This window comes from Allobosea sp. 05T422_2 (assembly GCF_056396265.1).
Genome location: NZ_JBFTLD010000029.1, coordinates 22969 through 40999, shown reverse-complemented (window position 1 = coordinate 40999; position 18031 = coordinate 22969). Strand labels below are relative to the sequence as shown.

The following is an 18031-nucleotide window of genomic DNA, read 5'->3' as shown; positions in this document are numbered from 1 at the left end:
TCGGTGAGGTCCTCGAGGTTGTCCATAATCTCGCCCACGAGACCAAGATGGCGATGTTGGTTGTGACGCATGAAATGGGCTTCGCCCGTGACATTGCTGATCGCGTGATCTTCATGGAACGAGGAAAGATCGTCGAAGACGGCTCTCCGGGCGAGATCTTCAACGCTCCAAGAAACGACAGAACCAAGGCGTTTCTGAACGCAATCAAGCGATAGCCGACAAAGACATCACAGCAAAACCGGCCTGATTGGACTCATGCAGTCGGGCGACGGCCGTGCATTGCCGCGAGCAAGGGAGATCACAATGTCCTCACCTACGATAATCGGAGCCCCCGAGACCGCTTCGGCTCTCGCCTACCGTCATCTCATAGATGCATTGGCAACCGGTTTTGCGGCGGGATGTCAGGCGCCGCTGCGCCATCACCACGCGATCGATCGGGCCGGGCAGCCGCAAGCCACGCTGCTCCTGATGCCGGCGTGGAGCCATGATGGCGACGCAGACAGCCTTCTCGGCGTCAAGATCGTGACCGTATACCCCGGCAACGCCGCGAAGGGACTGCCGGGACTCGCCTCGACCTATGTGCTCTATGATGGCTCGACGGGCCAGCAACTGGCGATCATTGACGGGAACACCATTACAGCCCGCCGAACCGTCGCGACAGCGGCGCTGGGCGCCCGGTTCCTGTCGCGTGAGAACGCACGAAGCCTCCTGCTGCTCGGCTCCGGTCGGGTTGCCAGCCTCGTCCCCGAAGCGATGCGAGCCGTTCGACCGATCGACAAGGTCGCGGTCTGGGACATCGATGGCGTCGGCGCGCGCCGTCTGGCAGCCAACCTCACCGCCAATGGTTTTCAAGCAACCGTCGTCGACAATCTCGAGCATGCGGTCGGCGAGGCCGACATTATTTCGGCAGCGACGTTGTCGACGCACCCTCTCCTTCGCGGTGATTGGGTTCGCCCGGGTACGCATGTGGATCTGATCGGCAGCTTCACGCCGACAATGCGTGAAGCGGACGATCGCCTGATGGCGGCTGCGATGATCTATGTCGATACAAGCGACGCGCTGCACGAGTCCGGCGATCTCATTCAGCCGATTGATGCGGGGGTCATCACCGCTTCCGACGTGCGGGCAACACTGACGGAACTGTGCAGGGGCTCCGCTTTCGGGCGCCAATCCGCCGAGCAGACGACCGTGTTCAAGGCCGTCGGATCGTCATTGGCCGATCTTGTCGCGGCCCGCCTTGTCTACCGTACCTTGAAGGCTCCCGAGCAGCAGATGCGCCTGAACACCGCCTCCTAATGGGTCGCGCGGCCCCATCGGGGCGACCTGGTGAGAAACCCTGTGATCTTCCGAGGAATCCCATGCAAAGCAACCGCGTTATTCATGTTGTCAGTTGTCATGCCGAGGGCGAGGTCGGCGACGTCATCGTGGGCGGCGTTCTGCCGCCGCCGGGCGAGACGATCTGGGAGCAGGCGCAGTTCATCGCCCGCGATCAGGGATTGCGGAACTTTGTGCTCAACGAGCCTCGAGGCGGCGTATTCCGCCATGTCAATCTCCTGGTGCCCCCCAAGGACCCCAGAGCCCATACCGGCTGGATCATCATGGAACCCGGCGATACCCCACCGATGTCCGGCTCAAACTCGATCTGCGTTTCGACCGTCCTGCTCAACAGCGGCATCGTCCCGATGCAGGAACCAATCACACGCCTCATCCTTGAACCTCCGGGAGGGCTGATCGAAGTCGAGGCCGAATGCAGGGACGGCAAGGCCGAGCGCATCCGGGTCCGGAACCATCCCTCCTTCGTGGACAAGCTCGATGCGCAACTCGAGATCCCTGGCATCGGCACGATGGCGGTCGACATTGCCTGGGGCGGCGACAGCTTCGTCATCATCGATGCGCCGTCGCTCGGGCTCGCAATCCGGCCGGACCAAGCCCGTGACATTGCCGAGATTGGCGTACGCGTCACGAATGCAGCCAACGAACAGCTGGGTTTCTCTCATCCGACCAACGGCTGGGACCATATCTCCTTTTGCCAGATGACCGAGCCGGTGACACGAAGGGACGGCGTCATGCACGGCACAAGCGCCGTGGCGATCCAGCCGGGCAAGATTGATCGATCGCCGTGCGGAACGGGGTGTTCGGCGCGGATGGCGGTCCTTAACGCACGCGGCGAATTGGCTGTTGGCGAACGGTTTGTCGGGCGGTCGATTGTCGATACCGAGTTCGATTGCCTGCTGGAATCGGAAGCGGGCCTGGGCGGCAAGCGAGCGATTGTCCCGGTGATTTCGGGCCGTGCCTGGATCACCGGCATCCATCAGCACATGCTCGACCCCACGGACCCATTCCCGGCCGGCTATCGGCTGTCCGATACCTGGCCAATGCAAAAACTGCAGAGATAGCGGAGCGAGCTCTTGCCCGGGGCTTTCTTGAATCCAATCGTAAAGCATTACGCGTAGCACCTTAGTTGCCCGCAAATGGGCATTCCGCGAACCTATGAACAGAGGATACCGAACATGCGCGAGTCGATTACCCTGCCCGGCCATCCCGAAAAATGGCCCTGCTTCTCCGATGTCGTGAAGGCGAAGGGGACACTGGTCTTCCTGGCGGGCCAGGTCGGCTGGGACGACCATGGCGTTTGGGCCGAAGGCTTTGAGAAACAGGCCGAACTTGCGCTCCAGAACATGGAGAGGGCTCTGGCAGCGGCCGGCGCCACGATCGACGACGTCGTCAAGGTCGTCGTCTTTGTGGCCGATGCCCGGAACGGCGACGCGGACTATCGCACCGGCAACAATTTCAACGAGATCTACTCCCGGTTCTTCAAGCGCAACTTTCCGGTTCGCACGCGGGTGCAGACCGGCATGCTCGCGAGAGATTGCCTCGTGGAGATCGATGTCATCGCTGTCATCAGCGACGATTGAACGATGGGCGGCCGATCCAACGCCGCCCACAAGCGTGCGAAAGGGAAGGCAGAGGTCTCCCCTTTCGCCCCAGTTTTGCTTGGACGGCCTTTGCCAAACATGGGCAATAGCGACTAGGCCMTGCTTGCTTCGCCTTGTGGCAGCGAGACTTCCCGACAGTTGGAAAGGGGAAGTCGCGAGAGGCGAAAACTGCGCGAAGCCTGTGTGCCAGACGCGAGACCCCGGACGTGGAAGCCTTGGTGCGGCCCCCTCTGTCCAGCCATGAGGCGTGTGGCCACCTTCATGTGTCCAGCCGGGACGTGGCTGCCCATTCCAGCCTCCTGGACGGGCCAGATACCCGTTGCGGCCGGCGCCCCAAGCGTCGCATCAAGGCCTTGCGCTCGCCCCCCAGATGCGATCGAGGAACCGGTCGGCATAGGGCTGCCAGAGTGCGCGGCCCTCCGGCGTCGGGAACAGCCTGTGCCCGTCTTCGCCGAATGCGTCCAGGAGATGATATTCGGCATCGCCGCCGGCGGAGCGATAGGCCCCTGCCATGCGGGCGGTCAGGGCGCTGTCGAAGAAGCGGTCGTTCCGGGCATAGATCCACAGGGTCGGGATCTTCGATGAACGGCCGAAGGTCGCCGCCGCGTCGACAAGGCTGTCCGGCGCGCAATTGTTGTTCGGCCGGCCGCCGGCATAGCCACCGCGGCCACCGGCGAAATTGATGACGGCGCGCACGCTMTCGGGGCCGCGGCTCGCTGCGGCCAGCGAGCCCCAGCCCCCSGCCGATTGGCCCACGAGCAGGATACGGTCGGCCCGGATCGTGGGAAGGGTCGCGAAATAGCGCGCGACATTCTGGATATCATCCGCAGTCGCCAGCCCGCCGCGAACGTAGTCCGGCTGGCTGCACGGTCCGTAGGCCTCGGCCCATTCGCCTCCGCGCGGGCCATATCCGCGACGCAGCGGCAACACGACCATGAAGCCACGCGAGACCAGCCACTCCGCCCCTGCCCGGTATTCGGGCGGCGCCATGGTCTTGCGCGCAGCCGCATTCGCGGGCGAGCCGTGGCTGACGACCGCGAGCGGGAACGGGCCGGGCCCGACCGGACTGAACACGCGCGCCGGCAGCAGGATCTCGGCCCCCTGCGCATCCCGGCCCACCGGGACGAACCAGGCCTGCTCGCCGGGGCGCTCCCGATCGACGGGCAACCGGCCCGGCCGGGGATGCTCGACCGCCTCCCAGGGGTTTGACGGCTGCGCCTGAGCCGGAGGGGCAAGCCCCAGCGCCAGGGTCGACGCCGCAACGGCACATTTCAACGGCAGCATCCAATCCCCGACAGAGGCGACGCTCGATGCAAACAGAGACATATTCGCGTTCCATCCCTAGATAATTTTCCAAACTGAAGTATCTTGCAGTATGAGAGTCAAGCGAGATCGCAAATATGCGGGGCGTATCGAATACTTATTGCAATGTATTCGAAAATGTATTGAGTCTATGCAATTAACTCATAACTGTTATCTTGATACCGCTCGTCTTTTCAAACATCCTGCCCTCAAGAATATCGTGATCGAGGCGGCCCTTCCGCTGATGTCGATCCGCATGGGGAGCGTTCGCTATGTTACGCAGATTGACCCGAGCCGCTCTCGCGGGCTCGTTCCTGCTCGGCCTTGCCGTGGCTCCGGGACAGGCCGCGACGCCCAAGGACGTATTCGTCATGGCGAGCGACCTCACCACCTTCATCACGTTCGATCCGGCTGCAGCCAACGAGTCGTTTCCCAACGAATTGTTGCGGCAGATGTGCACGCCGCTGCTCTCGCTGGATCACAAGGATCCTTCGAAAGTCGTCGCCGGCATCGCCGAGACATGGTCGAGCTCCCCGGACGGGAAGACCTGGACGTTCGCGCTGCGGCGCGGCATGGTTTTCCCGTCTGGCAATCCGGTCACCTCGTCGGGCATCGCCTGGGCCATGCGCCGGTCGATCAAGCTCAACCTGGTCAGCGCGAGCCTGATGCGCGACTGGGGGCTCACCTCGCCGGACCAGAACCGGGCGCGCAGAGGCTCCTGCTCGAGAAGAATGACATCGACTACGCCAAATCGGTCGAAGCCTCGTCGCTGGCGGCCATGGTGGCCAATCCGGAATTGCGCTTTCAGTTTCAGCCGCGCCTCGACAGCGTCTATCTCGCGCTGAACCAGAAGGACCCGATCCTCAGCAACCCGAAGGTCATCGAGGCCTTTCGCTACCTGATCGATTATCAGGGGCTGAAGGAGACCGTGCAGAAGGGGCGCGCCGAAATCCGCCAGAGCTTCGTGCCGGCCGGCGTGTTCGGGGCGCTGCCGAAGGGCGAGGACCCCTATCGGCTGGACATCGCCAAGGCAAAGGCCCTCCTCACCGAGGCAGGCTATGGCGACGGCTTCAAGAAGACCGTCCTGACGATGACGAACTACCCGTTTCCGGATCTTGCGCAGAACTTCCAGCAGAATGCCGCGAAGGTCGGCGTGACGCTGGATATTCGCACCATGGCGACGGCGCAGCTCTACACCTTGATGCGCAGCCGCGACTTCCAGATGCTGATGGCGGTCTATGATTACGATTATCCCGATGCCAACGATATGGCGCTGCGGATGGCGTATAACCCCGACAACAGCGATGCCGCGAAGGCGACGAATTTCCTGGCCTGGCGTGCCGCATGGGCGCCCGACGCCTGGTTCAAGCAGCAGGTCGAGGCCGCGCAGGTGGAGCGCGACCCCGCCAAGCGCACCGCGCTCTATGCCGAGCTGCAGCGCCGCCACATGCGCGAGGCGCCGATCATCGGCATCTTCCAGCGGCTGGGCGCGATGGCCCTGCACAAGCGGGTCAAGCGCTTCGAATATAACGGCTCGGAGTTCTTTTACGACACGATCGAGAAGGAGTGAGGCGTGAGCTCCCTGACCGATCTCGCGCCGCGCCGAAACGCCCGCCTGCGCCTGCCGCGCTGGGCAGCGCCGGCCCTGCGCGGCGGGCTCTCCGTCGCGCTCACCCTGCTTGGCCTGCTGGCCCTGACCTTCTTCATCGGGCGCGTGCTGCCCTTCGACCCGATCGCCGCGGTTGTCGGCGAGAAGGCCGATGCCAGCGTCTACGAGAACGTTCGCATCAAGCTCGGGCTCGACCAGCCGCTCTACATCCAGTTCGTCATGTTCCTGCGCGACATGCTGAGCGGCAATTTCGGGCGGGCGATCTTCACCGGCAATCCCGTCGCCGACGATCTCAGACATGTCATTCCCGCGACGGTCGAGCTTGCCACCGTCGCCATCGTGATCGGCAGCGGGCTCGGCATCCCCTTCGGCGTCGCCGCTGCGGTCTATCGGGGAAAACCGATCGACCACGCCGTGCGGCTCCTGTCGCTGATCGGCCATTCCGTCCCGATCTTCTGGCTCGGCCTGATGGGGCTGATCGTCTTCTATGCCTGGCTCGGCTGGGTCGGCGGCTCCGGCCGGGTGGATATCTTCTATCTCGACGCCGTGCCGAAGCGGACGGGGCTGCTGCTCGTCGATTCAGCACTGGCGGGCGACTGGGACGTGTTCGTCAGCGCCGCGCGGCACATCATCCTGCCGGCTCTCCTGCTCGGCTATTCCTCGATGGCCTATATCAGCCGCATGACCCGGAGCTTCATGCTCGATCAGCTGAGCCAGGAATACATCACCACGGCGCGGGTCAAAGGGCTCTCGCGGCGGCGCGTGGTCTGGGGTCATGCCTTCCGCAACGTGCTGGTCCAGCTCGCCACGGTCATTGCGATTTCCTATGGCGGGCTGCTCGAAGGAGCGGTGCTCACCGAAACGGTCTTCGCCTGGCCCGGCTTCGGTCAGTACCTGACGACCGCCCTGATGATCGGCGACATGAACGCCGTTCTCGCCTGCACATTGATCGTGGGTCTGGTCTTCATCTGCCTGAACCTGATCACCGATCTCCTTTACCGCTTCCTGGATCCGCGCACCCGATGACGGCTCATTCCTTCGAGCGCAACGCTTCGTTGCRATCCTGGCTTCTCGCCGAGGCACCGCAATCGGGCTTCCAGGCCTGGATGCAGAGCTTCTACCTCGCCTGGCTGCGCCTGGCCGCGAACCCCCTCGCCGTCATCGGCGTGGTCGTCCTGCTGGTGATCGGGCTGGTCGCGCTGATGGCGCCGTGGATCGCCACCCACTCGCCCTTCGACCAGGTCCTGGCCGAACGGCTTCAGCGCCCGAGCGCCGCGCATTGGCTCGGAACGGACGAGCTCGGCCGGGATGTCTTCAGCCGCATCGTCTATGGCGCCCGGACCACGCTCTACATCGTCGGCCTCGTTGCGGTGATCGTCGGGCCGATCGGCCTGTGCATCGGCGCGACGGCCGGTTATCTCGGAGGCTGGGTCGAAGCGCTGCTGATGCGGATCACCGACATCTTCCTGTCCTTCCCGAGCCTGATCCTGGCGTTGGCCTTCGTCTCCGCCCTGGGCCCGAGCCTGGACAATGCGATCATCGCCATCGCGCTGTCCTCCTGGCCGGGGATCGCCCGTCTCGCCAGGGCGGAAACCCTGACGATCCGCTCCAGCGACTATGTCGATGCCGTCCGCGTCATGGGGGCCTCGACACCGCGGATCATCTTCAAGCACGTCATGCCGATGTGCCTGCCCTCGGTCGTCGTGCGGGTGACGCTGAGCATGGCCAGCGTCGCGTTGACCGCGGCCGGCCTCGGCTTCCTCGGCCTGGGCGCCCAGCCTCCGACGCCGGAATGGGGCGCCATGCTCTCGACGGCGAGACAATACCTGCTTGAGCACTGGTATCTCGCCGCCATGCCCGGCCTGGCCATCCTGACCGTCAGCCTCGCCTTCAACCTGTTCGGAGACGGGTTGCGCGACATGCTGAACCCGCGCTCGTGAGGGAGAGGACGATGTCCGGGACCCAAAAGAGCCCCATCCTCACGGTCGAGGACCTGCGCGTCGGCTTTCCCGGCCCGCGCGGCCTGGTGGAAGCCGTGCGCGGCATCAGCTTCGAGGTCGGCCGGAACAAGGTCGGCATCGTCGGCGAGTCCGGCTCCGGCAAGTCGATGACCGGGCGGGCGATCCTCAACCTGTTGCCGTCGGGAGCGACCTCCACCGTCAAGTCGATGAAACTGGGCGAGACCGAGCTCGCAGGCCTGAGCGAAAACGAGATGCTCGGGATTCGCGGCAAGCGCGTCTCGATGATCCTGCAGGACCCGAAATACTCGCTCAACCCAGTCATGCGGGTGGGGCATCAGATCGCCGAAGCCTTTCGCGTGCATCATCGCGCCTCCCGCGCCGAAGCGAACGAGCGGGCCCTGGAGATGCTGGCGGCGGTCCGCATCCGCGATCCCAAGCGCGTCTTCGCGCTCTACCCGCACGAGGTCTCGGGCGGGATGGGGCAGCGCATCATGATCGCCATGATGCTCATTCCCGAGCCCGAGCTGATCATCGCGGATGAGCCGACCTCGGCGCTCGACGTCACCGTCCGGCTCCAGGTCCTGGCCATTCTCGACGAGCTCGTCACCACCCGCGGCATCGGCCTGATGTTCATCAGCCATGACCTCAACCTKGTCTCGACCTTCTGCGACGAGGTCTTGATCATGTATGCCGGGCGCATCGTGGAGCGATGCCCCGCCGCGGACCTTCACCAGGCGAAACATCCCTATACGCGCGGGCTGCTGGCCTCACTGCCCCGGCTCGAGGACGGCCATAAGCGCCTGCGGGTGCTGGAGCGCGACCCGTCCTGGCGCAACGAACCCATTCCGGCGGAAGCATGATCGAAGTCAGCCATTTGCGCGTCGCCTTCGGCGCGGGTGAAAACCAGTCCGTCGCCGTCGACGACGTCTCCTTCTCGATTCCCGAAGCGACCGTCTACGGGCTCGTGGGCGAGTCCGGCTGCGGCAAGACGACGATCCTGCGGTGCCTTGCCGGCCTCAACCGGCAATGGTCGGGGACCATCAGGATCGCCGGCAAGACCGTGGGACCGGTGCGCGATCTCGCGTTCTACCGGATGGCCCAGATGGTGTTCCAGGATCCCTATGGCTCCCTGCACCCACGGCACACCGTCAACACCATTCTCTCGGAGCCGCTGGTGGTGCACGGCATCGCCGGCATCGGCCCGCGCGTCTCCCGCGTGCTTGCCCAGGTCGGTCTTGGCGAGAGCTACCGCTACCGCTACCCGCACCAGCTCTCCGGCGGCCAGCGCCAGCGCGTGGCGATCGCGCGGGCTCTCATCCTCGAGCCCCGCATCCTGTTTCTCGACGAACCGACCTCGGCTCTCGACGTCTCCGTCCAGGCCGAGGTTCTCAACCTGCTCCGCGACATCCAGGTCGAACAGGGCCTCACCTGCGTCCTCGTCAGCCACGACCTGCCCGTCGTCGCCAATCTGTGCAACCGGCTCGCCGTGATGAACCAGGGCAAGCTGATCGAGGAGCTCGGCGTCGCCGACCTGATGTCGGCGCGCGCCCATAGCGGCTACACGCAGAGGCTCATCGCAGCCAGTGCCGGCTATGATCGTGCGCTGGTCGGCCTCGATGCGGACTAGCCCGGCCGTGGGGCGGACGGAGGTGGATGTCGACGCGGCATCGCCCTGGACGCGGCCGGGCGCTGCGACCCTGTCGCGTTAGGGAGGACGCCATGGAGGTCAAATGGTTGGAGGATTTCCTCAGCCTTGCGAGCACGGCAAGCTTCTCCCGTTCCGCTGCCGAACGCCATGTCACCCAGTCCGCCTTCAGCCGCCGCATCAGGCAACTCGAGGATTGGGTCGGCTTGCCCCTCGTCGATCGGGCCTCCTATCCGGTCCGGCTGACCTCGGCCGGCGAGAATTTCCGCGGGACCGCGCAGGAGCTGTTGCAGGACCTGTATCGCGCCAGGGACAAGCTGCGGGAGAAGCAGGGTTTGCGTGCAAACACCCTGTCCTTCGCAGCGCTCCACACGCTGTCGCTGACCTTTTTCCCGCAATGGCTGCGGCGCATCGAGCCCCGCTTCGGCGGGCTGCGGACGAGAGTGAGCGCGGACAATAACGGGATCGATTCCCTCGTGACCTCGCTGAGGGAAGGCGGCAGCGATTTTCTGTTGATCTACTCGCATAGCGCGGTGCCGGTCTTCATCGGCGACACCGACATCATCCATATGCGATTGGGCGACGAGCGCGTCGTCCCCGTTTCAGCCCCTGATGCCAGCGGTCGCCCGCTTCACCGGATCGAGCCGGGAGCGACCCCGGCGCGGCACCTCGCCTATGGCGCCGGATCGTTCTTCCATCACGTGCTGGCGGATCTCTTCGCGAGACGAGCGCTCGAACGCATCACGATCCACGAGAACACGATGTCCGAGGGCCTGAAGGCGATGGCTCTGGCCGGTTGGGGGCTGGCCTGGATACCGGAGAGCATCGTGCGGCTCGATCTTGCCAGCGGGCAACTCGTGCGCGCCGCCGATGCCAGCTGGGACCTGACGGTCGATATCCGGCTCTACCGATCCCTGTCGAATTCCCGTCCGGTCGTTGAGCAATTCTGGCGCACCGTCAGYGAGGGCGAGCAGGACGCGGTCAGTGCAAAGCCGCAGCTCGTCCGCTGCTGACGGGCATGGGCAGTCGCTTGCCCATGCCCGTCAGATCTCGATCTCGGTTCCGAGCTCGACCACCTGCTTGGTCGGCACGCCGAAAAACGCAGCCGAGCGCTCGGCATTGCGCTGGAGGAAGGCGAACAGCGTTTCCCGCCAGACCGCCATGCCGGCGATCTGCTTGGTCGGGATGATCGTCTCCCGGCTGATGAAATAGGTGATCTGGGTGGGGTCCACTCCGGGCAGCCTGCCCTGTTCGCAGGCCATCCGAAGTCCGTCGGCGATGCTCGGATACTGCATGAAGCCGAAATGCAGGATGATCCGGGTGATGCTCTCATGGAGTTCGATCACCTCGACGCGGCCATCCTCCTCGACGCGGGGGACCTCTGCGATGACGACCGTGACCAGCAGGATGCGCTCATGCAGGACGCGGTTGTGCTTGACGAACTGCGTCAGCGCGAGCGGCACGCCATGGGGAGCCGAGGCCATGAAGACGGCGGTTCCGGGCAGTCGCGAGCAGCAGGTCGCGACCGCGCTCTCGATCAGCTCCTCCTCCGGCTGGCGCAGATTGCGGCGGGCGCGCYCAACCAGTTTGACGCCGCTGCGCCAGGTCAGCATCACGAAGGCGGCAGCGGCCGCAAGCAGGAGCGGGAACCAGCCGCCTTCGAACAGCTTGGTCGTGTTCGCGGCGAAGAAGATGCAGTCGATGACGAGGAAGAAGCCGTTGACCGCAATCACGATCACCGGCGGGTAGCCCCAGTGCAGCGCAACGAGCGCGGCCAACAGGGTGGTGATGGCCATCAGCAGGGAGACGGCGATGCCATAGGCGCCTGCCAGCGCATCGGACGAGCCGAAGCCGATCACCGCGCCGAGCGTCGCCGCCGCCAGCAGCCAGTTCACCAGCGGCACATAGATCTGGCCGATCTCGTGGCTTGCCGTGTGCTCGATATGCATGCGGGGCAGGAAGCCGAGCTGGATCGCCTGCTGCGTCAGCGAGAACACCCCGGAAATGATGGCTTGCGAGGCGATCACGGTCGCCACTGTGGCAAGGGCGACCAGCGGGTAATGCGCCCAGTCCGGCGCCAGCTGGTAGAATGGATTATCCAGCGCGGCGCTGTCGGTGATCAGGAGTCCGGCCTGACCGAAATAGTTCAGCACGAGCGCCGGCAGGGCAATGCCGAACCAGGCGAGCCTGATCGGCAGGCGGCCGAAATGTCCCATGTCGGCATACATGGCTTCGCCGCCGGTGACGGCCAGGAATGCCGCGCCGAGAATGGCGAAGCTGACATGGAAGTCCTGGTGGATCAGGAAATTGACGGCGTAGAGCGGGCTCAGCGCCACAAGCACGCCGGGCGCCTGGGCGATGCCGTGGAGGCCAAGCAGCGCGATGATGATAAACCAGCCAAGCATGACCGGACCGAAGATCGCGCCGATGAAGCCTGTGCCCTTCTTCTGGACGGCAAACAGGCCGATCAGGATGACCACGGTCAATGGCACCACGACATGCTGCAGCGCCGGCGCGTCGAGCTTCAGGCCTTCGACGGCGCTCAGCACCGAGATGGCCGGGGTGATGGCGCCGTCGCCGTAAAGCAGCGCCGCACCGATCAGGCCGACGATCAGGAGATAGGCGCGCCAGCTCCCCGGCTCGGCGTTGCGGGCCGAGAGCAGGGCCAGCATGGCGACGATGCCGCCCTCGCCGCGATTATCGGCACGCAGGATCAGCAGCGCGTATTTCATGGAGATGATCAGGATCAGCGCCCACAGGATGAGCGAGACGATGCCGAGCACCGCATCCTGACTGAGGCTGCCGCCCTGGGTCGCCGCCCTCGCCGCTTCCCGCAAGGCATAGAGCGGACTTGTTCCGATATCGCCATAGACGACGCCGAGAGCGCCGAGCGTGGCCGCGACCGGCAGGGCAGCGGGCGGTCTMGTTACCTGAGCGCTGTGGGCAGTCATGGTTCGATCCCAGCTGCAACCCAGTACCTAATCTGCGAGCATTGGGGGCAAATTGCTAGGGGGCGAGGATGCCGGTCGCGCGGGTCGGAAGGACCATCGTCGTCCCGCAGGTCAGGCGCCCGTCCAAAGGGCTGCGCTTCCTCGCCGTGCGGGATGCCGTGCGCCCCTGGTCTGATCCTCACGATCGGCCAGAACGGAGGTCAAGCTGGACCAGAACCATGGGGCCGCGTCTGAGTCACCCAAACGCCTTCAGGGGCCCTGGCCGGTTCAGGTGAAGACCGACGATTGCGGTTCGCGATCAGGCAGGACGAGCTCCGCAAGGCGCGGAGGCCGCGCCCCCTCAGTGACGGGGAGGCAACAGGGCCGAGGGCGTCACCAAGTCCTCCAGAGCCAGGCCACGTTCCTTCAGCAGGGCTTCGAGCAACGGGCGCAGCTCGCCGAGGCTTTCCGCGACGGTGTCCCGCACCGTGTCGACAACCACCTGAGTCCCCCGTTCGATCTCGACATTGACCGCGTCACCCTCTCGCTTGGCGTCGAGATTCGTCACCCGGCGCGTCTCGGGGATAATCCAGATCTCGAACCAGCCCTCGGCCTTGTTGCACTCCGAGACCGTCAGGCTGCATCCGTTGATGGCGATGTAGCCTTTCGGGAAGATGTACCGCTCGAAGGGCCGAGGGATGGAGAACCGGATGGCCTTGTTGCCTCCGTATTCCTTGATGAGGTCGATCCGCGCTGCGAAGTCGATATGGCCCGAGAGAGGGTGCCCACCGATCTCTGCGCCATCCTTCGCCGCCCGTTCGACATTGACCATGCTGCCCGGCCCACAATCCCCCAGCGTGGTGACCGCGAGGCTCTGGAGCATGACGTCGAAGAGCACCCGCTCAGTGGATATGATCGTCGTTGCCGTCAGGCAGACGCCATCCACGGCGACGCTGGCCCCGATGGCGAGCCCTTCGGTAAACCCTGCGGGGAAATCGAGCGTGAAGGTCCGGATGCCATTGTCGTCCTCAATGGCTGCAACCCGCGCTACGGTTTGAACAATGCCGGTGAACATCGCTGTCCTCATCCTCTCGAGCCGCGCCTTATAGCGCTCGCCGGATGCGGCAGGCCAGTCGATCAGGGCAAGGCCTGCGAGCGTCCGCGATGGGTCGGAGTTGGCTGTCGGCCGCTTTGACCAGGACAGCCCGGATGAACGGGCGCAGGGGCGATGGACCATGCCGGTCCGAAGGCTCACCGCCGCCGCGCTGGGAGCGACCGGGCAAGGTAGCCCAGAGCAAACGTCACCATGGCGACCGCGAGCCCGGAGCAGATCAAGCCAGCCGGAGTGATCCGCGCCCGTCCCTGCAGGGTGATGTGCTTGCCGACACGCAGGTCGAACTCGGATCTGATTTCCTCGGGATGAGTCGGAGCCTCGTCGGCAACGGGGTTCCCGGCGCTGGCATTGGTCATCAGGCGCTCCACGTCTGAATGGCAAGGCTCGGATCGTGCCATGAAGCCCGATGACATCGCCAGCCCGGAGACTGGAAGGCCGAGGTCGGGCCGCCATGGCGAAGGCTCCTTCGGCGCTTGACCTCGCCCCAAGGGCTGACTCTAGAGATGGGTTCATGAGCGATTCCTATCTTCTTGCCGGACGTTTCGGCGCCGCCACGCGGCTGTCTCCGAAGGCGTTGCGGCTCTATGCCGAACAGGGCCTGCTCGTGCCGGCCTACGTCGATCCGCAGACCGGGTACCGCTATTACGCCCCCGAGCAGGCGCCACCGGCGCGGCTGATCGCGAGGCTGCGGCGGCTCGGCCTGCCGGTGGCGCGTGTCGGGCAGCTTGTCGCGCTTGCACCCGAGGCGCGCGCCGTCGAACTGCAGGCATGGCTCAGCGCGCAGAACGAGCTTCTGGCAGAGCAGACCGAGGGTGTTCGGGCGCTTGCCCGACACGCCGACGGTGGTGAACCCGCCTTGGCCACGGCGATAAGCTTGCGCGAGATCGAGGCCAGCAAGGTCGTGTCCCGCCAGCGCCACGTCGGCGTCGAGGCCCTCGACAATTTCGTCGCCAGCGCCGAGGCCGATATCCGCGCCCATCTGCGGGGCTCGGGCCTGCCGGGCGACGGGCCGATGAGCGTGCATTGCCACAGCCTCGTCAGCCGCGACAGCGAAGGTCTGGTCGAGGTCGCCATCGCCTATGAGGGCAGCCTGGAACCTGCCGGCGACCTGCGCCTATGGCTGCAGCCGGCGCGGCGCGAGGCCTATCTGCCGGTGCCCAGGGCTTATGAAGATTTCCCGCTCGTCMTGCGCGTCTACGACGCGATCGAGGCGTGGCTCGACGCACGAAACGATCTGAGCTGCAGCGACAGCCCCTGCGAAACCTATCCCGGAACCGGCGGCGCACGTTTCGACGTCGCCTATCCGATCACCCTGTAAGCGAGCCCGCCATGACGCATTTTTCCTACACGGGCTCCGGCCCCTATTGCTACGCCAATTCCTTCGCGATGATGTTCGGGGCCGACGCGCCCTCCACCGCGGTGATCGAGATCGCCATCGGCAGTCCGTTCGGCATGCAGTTGATCGGCGGCACGCTGCCATTCTTCGATCCCTATGGCTGGGACCCGGAGAAGGGCTTTGRGGACGCGCTTTCGTCGCTCGGCTGGACATCGACGGTCACGCAGGGCGKCGAAGCCGAGGAGGCCCTCGCCCGCCTCAAGGCGGCGCTGGCTGGCGGACCAGTCTGGATCGGCCCGGTCGAGATGGGGCATCTGCGGCACCAGCCGGGCATGCGTGGACCGATCGAGGCGGACCACTATGTCGTCGTCCTTGAAGCGGATGACGAGCGTGTGGTGATGCATGATCCGCAAGGCTATCCCTATGCCACCCTGCCGGTCGCCGATTTCATGGCCGCCTGGAGCGCCAGCACGCTGATCTATGGCGCGCCCTACACCATGCGAACCACCTTCAGGCGCGTCGCAGAGGTCAGCGAGGTGGAGACGATCCGTGCGTCCGTTCGCGCGGCGATCCGCTGGCTGTCGATGGACGGCGATCTCGGCATGCCGGCCGGAAGCCTCGGCAATGGCGAAGCAGCCGAAGCCCTGGCGGCACGGATCGAGGCGCGATGCGACGAGGCGCTGCGCGGCCATATGGTCCATTTCGCGGTCAGGGTCGGCGCCCGCCGCGCGGTCGATGCCGCAGCCTGCCTGGCGCGCGCCGGCTATGCCGAGGCCGCGCGGATTGCCGACAGGCAGGCGCGCCTGATCGGCGCGATGCAATATCCGCTGGTTGTCGGCAACGACGCCGTTGCGGCGACCGCCCTTCGTGACCTGGCGCCCACCTACGACATGCTGCGGACGGCCTTGGAAAACCAAAGGTKAATGCCTGCCTGGGAGTGGACGCGCCTGGACGTTTGGACGCTTATCCCGGCGATTTGCAGCTACCCTCAGCGAATCCCGGCGGCGCTGTCATGCACCGGGACCTCGCTTGGCCGCGCCCGGAGGACAATACCGAATGGCGAATGCTGATCGCACCAGGTTCATTCCCAGGAGAACGCCGGAATCGGCGGCGATGTCGGCAAACGTCAAGCGGGCGATGGCGATCACCGCCACCCTCAACCGTTTGACCTATAACGATGCCGATGAAGTCCGGGCCTTGTTCAGCGATCTCATCGGCAAGAAGGTCGACGACAGCTTCGTATTGATACCGCCGTTCTATACGGAAAATGGGGTCAATATCCGTGTCGGGCGCAATGTCTTCGTCAATCAGAACTGCACCTTCTATGATCTCGGCGGGCTCGATATTGCCGACGACGTGCTGATCGGGCCGAATGTGAGCATCATCACGACCGGCCACCCCCTTGAGCCGTCCCAACGGCGCGCCGGCGTCACCGCAAAGCCCATCGCGATCGGGAGAAATGTCTGGATCGCAGCCGGTGCGACCATCATCGGCGGCGTGACGATCGGAGAGAATTCGGTCGTCGCGGCGGCTTCGGTCGTCACCAGGGACGTTCCTTCGAACACTCTTGTCGGTGGCAATCCGGCGCGGGTCATTCGTTCGATCGCCGACTGAAGAACCCTCCCTATAATGGGCAGTGAAATGCTCCTTCGCCCGCGATCCCCTGGCGAATGCCGGGCCGGTTAAGGTTTACGCGGCACGGCCGGTCCATCGGCATTGCGTCAGCGCCATTGGTGGCGCAGAGGAAACGAGCGGGCTGCAGGTCACATGTGTCACCTGGCTCTTGAGAACTCTCCCATGTCTATCGCCCGTCTCTGCTTTGCGGCTTTCGCCGCCGCGCTTCTGTGCGTCGTGCCTGCCGCCGCCAAGAATTTCGCGGTTCCCGACAAGAACCCGGCCATCACGCTGACCGTTCCGAACAACTGGAAGACGCAGGAGATCGAGTTCGGCTACTCCGCGCGCCCGCAGGACGAGGCGATCTTCTTCTCGGTCGAGTTCGCGCATGCCCGTGAGATCGACAAGATGATGGCCACGAACGAATCCTGGATGAAGGAAAACAAGATCAAGCAGGTGAAGCCGATCCAGGCAGAAGTCCCGATCAACGGGATTTCCTCGACTGTCTTCCAGTTCCGCACCACTGACGCGAATGGCCCGACGACAGTCGATTTCATCCTGATGCCGGCCGGCAGCGGCCGGATGATCATGATCACCGTCTGGGGCAATGACGAAGAGCGCGAGACGCACGCCAAGGCGCTCGACGATATCTTCGGCAGCATCAAGTCGATCAACTGAGAAGACCGGCGCGTATCGGGCCTTCCGATACGCGCCTCCCCCAACGGCCGCACGACCGACCGTGCAGCACGTGGCGGCAATTGCCGCGCAGCGCGACAAGGCGTTAGTCATTGTCCGGGATTTCCGCGTGATCCGCGCTCTCTCCGCATCGGACGCCTATCTCCGCAGCGCTCTACCCGACATCCTGTGCCTGCAGGAAGTCGTGCATACGCCTTCGTCGTCAAAGGATTGGCTGACCTACCGCGACGGCGACCATGTTCTTCCCCAGCGTGCAAACTTCTTCCGCGATATCGGCGCGGCTCTGCCCGACCATACCGCAATGTTCTTCCCGGCGGCGCAGGGCATTCTCTGGGACGACGGTAAACCCGTGCCCTCGCAATGGGGCCTCGCGACATTCGTGCGATCGGCCTATCCGATCATCGGGCAGGCGCAAGGCTTCGTGCACAAGGCGTTCTCCTGGGATGGCTACGGAGACCATCCCAGGTCGCGCAACGCTCACGTCATCCGACTTTTCGATTTCGAACGGGGGTGGCCGATCACCATCGCGCATATGCATGGGCTTCGCGACCTCGCGGGCAAGCTGGACACACAAGAGCGCCTGGAGCAGGCGACGCGCTTCGCGCGGTTGATCGCGAATGTCGCGCCGCCGGGGGAGCGCCTGGTCGTCTGCGGCGATTTCAATGTCGAACCTGGCAGCCGGACGTTCGACATCCTGGCCGAGATCGGCTTGCACGACCTCGTCACGGCGACCGGATGCACCGACACCCGAACCTCGCACTACAAGAAGGCCAGTCGCTACGCCGACTATATGCTCGTGCGCAGCAGCATCGACGTGATCGAATTCACGGTGGTCGAGCATCCCGAGGTCTCGGACCATCGACCGCTTCTTCTCAGGATATGACAGGC

At 64.7% G+C, this 18031-nt stretch carries 17 protein-coding genes and 3 pseudogenes; 16 read left to right on the top strand and 4 right to left on the bottom strand.

Translation table 11 applies throughout. The annotated features are described in order from the left end of the window. The 4 genes and pseudogenes from AC1DJT_RS08160 to AC1DJT_RS08145 form a co-directional block, all read left to right on the top strand. Positions 1-215: pseudogene (locus AC1DJT_RS08160) on the top strand (ectoine/hydroxyectoine ABC transporter ATP-binding protein EhuA); the annotation flags it as partial. An 82-nt stretch (positions 216-297) separates the two neighbouring features. After that, positions 298-1296: a bifunctional Delta(1)-pyrroline-2-carboxylate/Delta(1)-piperideine-2-carboxylate reductase gene (gene lhpI / locus AC1DJT_RS08155; protein ID WP_476833877.1), complete on the top strand. Its 999-nt coding sequence runs from the start codon at positions 298-300 to the stop codon at positions 1294-1296. A gap of 62 nt (positions 1297-1358) precedes the next feature. Next, positions 1359-2396 (top strand): trans-3-hydroxy-L-proline dehydratase, encoded by a 1038-nt coding sequence (locus AC1DJT_RS08150; protein ID WP_476776231.1) that lies wholly within the window; start codon positions 1359-1361, stop codon positions 2394-2396. Between the two features lie 114 nt (positions 2397-2510). Beyond that, positions 2511-2915: a RidA family protein gene (locus AC1DJT_RS08145; RefSeq protein WP_441506753.1), complete on the top strand. Its 405-nt coding sequence runs from the start codon at positions 2511-2513 to the stop codon at positions 2913-2915. A gap of 366 nt (positions 2916-3281) precedes the next feature. On the opposite strand, the gene AC1DJT_RS08140 is transcribed toward AC1DJT_RS08145, so the two are convergent. Continuing rightward, positions 3282-4262: an alpha/beta hydrolase family protein gene (locus AC1DJT_RS08140; protein ID WP_476833875.1), complete on the bottom strand. Its 981-nt coding sequence runs from the start codon at positions 4260-4262 to the stop codon at positions 3282-3284. A 248-nt stretch (positions 4263-4510) separates the two neighbouring features. Here AC1DJT_RS08140 and AC1DJT_RS08135 point away from each other — a divergent pair. From AC1DJT_RS08135 to AC1DJT_RS08105, 7 genes and pseudogenes are all read left to right on the top strand, one after another. Next, positions 4511-4837, top strand: a pseudogene (locus AC1DJT_RS08135) (ABC transporter substrate-binding protein); the annotation flags it as partial. Continuing rightward, the gene (locus AC1DJT_RS08130; RefSeq protein WP_476833874.1) at positions 4759-5808 is read left to right on the top strand and encodes an ABC transporter substrate-binding protein; all 1050 of its coding nucleotides are present in this window, start codon (positions 4759-4761) and stop codon (positions 5806-5808) included. The pseudogene AC1DJT_RS08135 and the gene AC1DJT_RS08130, both read left to right, overlap by 79 nt. A 45-nt stretch (positions 5809-5853) precedes the next feature. Then, positions 5854-6873 carry an ABC transporter permease gene (locus AC1DJT_RS08125; protein WP_441491365.1) on the top strand — a complete coding sequence of 340 codons (1020 nt, stop codon included), beginning with the start codon at positions 5854-5856 and terminating at the stop codon, positions 6871-6873. Further along, positions 6870-7787 (top strand): nickel transporter permease, encoded by a 918-nt coding sequence (gene nikC / locus AC1DJT_RS08120; RefSeq protein WP_476833873.1) that lies wholly within the window; start codon positions 6870-6872, stop codon positions 7785-7787. Before AC1DJT_RS08125 ends, nikC begins: the two co-directional genes overlap by 4 nt. 11 nt (positions 7788-7798) lie before the next feature. After that, positions 7799-8668 (top strand): ABC transporter ATP-binding protein, encoded by an 870-nt coding sequence (locus tag AC1DJT_RS08115; RefSeq protein ID WP_441506749.1) that lies wholly within the window; start codon positions 7799-7801, stop codon positions 8666-8668. Beyond that, positions 8665-9435 carry an ABC transporter ATP-binding protein gene (locus AC1DJT_RS08110; protein WP_441491186.1) on the top strand — a complete coding sequence of 257 codons (771 nt, stop codon included), beginning with the start codon at positions 8665-8667 and terminating at the stop codon, positions 9433-9435. The genes AC1DJT_RS08115 and AC1DJT_RS08110 overlap by 4 nt, the downstream gene beginning before the upstream one ends. 92 nt (positions 9436-9527) lie before the next feature. Next, positions 9528-10466 carry a LysR substrate-binding domain-containing protein gene (locus tag AC1DJT_RS08105; protein WP_476832435.1) on the top strand — a complete coding sequence of 313 codons (939 nt, stop codon included), beginning with the start codon at positions 9528-9530 and terminating at the stop codon, positions 10464-10466. 30 nt (positions 10467-10496) lie between these two features. On the opposite strand, the gene AC1DJT_RS08100 is transcribed toward AC1DJT_RS08105, so the two are convergent. From AC1DJT_RS08100 to AC1DJT_RS08090, 3 genes are all read right to left on the bottom strand, one after another. Further along, complete coding sequence (locus tag AC1DJT_RS08100) at positions 10497-12404, bottom strand: potassium transporter Kup (RefSeq protein ID WP_476833872.1); 1908 nt, start codon at positions 12402-12404, stop codon at positions 10497-10499. Between the two features lie 340 nt (positions 12405-12744). Continuing rightward, positions 12745-13458, bottom strand: coding sequence for a riboflavin synthase subunit alpha (locus AC1DJT_RS08095; RefSeq protein WP_476769160.1), 714 nt, complete (start codon positions 13456-13458; stop codon positions 12745-12747). Between the two features lie 176 nt (positions 13459-13634). After that, on the bottom strand, positions 13635-13853 hold the full coding sequence (locus AC1DJT_RS08090) for a hypothetical protein (protein ID WP_476769159.1): 219 nt from the start codon (positions 13851-13853) through the stop codon (positions 13635-13637). 155 nt (positions 13854-14008) lie between these two features. Here AC1DJT_RS08090 and AC1DJT_RS08085 point away from each other — a divergent pair, with 155 nt between their 5' ends. The 5 genes and pseudogenes from AC1DJT_RS08085 (at position 14009) to AC1DJT_RS08065 (ending at position 18026) form a co-directional block, all read left to right on the top strand. Next, complete coding sequence (locus AC1DJT_RS08085) at positions 14009-14815, top strand: MerR family transcriptional regulator (RefSeq protein WP_476833871.1); 807 nt, start codon at positions 14009-14011, stop codon at positions 14813-14815. Positions 14816-14826: 11 nt separating this feature from the next. Further along, positions 14827-15750, top strand: a pseudogene (locus tag AC1DJT_RS08080) (hypothetical protein); the annotation flags it as partial. 196 nt (positions 15751-15946) lie between these two features. Beyond that, a complete protein-coding gene (locus tag AC1DJT_RS08075; RefSeq protein WP_476832436.1) occupies positions 15947-16447 on the top strand; it encodes a sugar O-acetyltransferase in 501 nt (166 codons plus the stop codon). Positions 16448-16630: 183 nt separating this feature from the next. Beyond that, complete coding sequence (locus AC1DJT_RS08070; RefSeq protein ID WP_476769155.1) at positions 16631-17125, top strand: hypothetical protein; 495 nt, start codon at positions 16631-16633, stop codon at positions 17123-17125. A 109-nt stretch (positions 17126-17234) separates the two neighbouring features. Beyond that, positions 17235-18026 carry an endonuclease/exonuclease/phosphatase family protein gene (locus tag AC1DJT_RS08065; protein WP_476769173.1) on the top strand — a complete coding sequence of 264 codons (792 nt, stop codon included), beginning with the start codon at positions 17235-17237 and terminating at the stop codon, positions 18024-18026. Positions 18027-18031 lie beyond the last annotated feature (5 nt).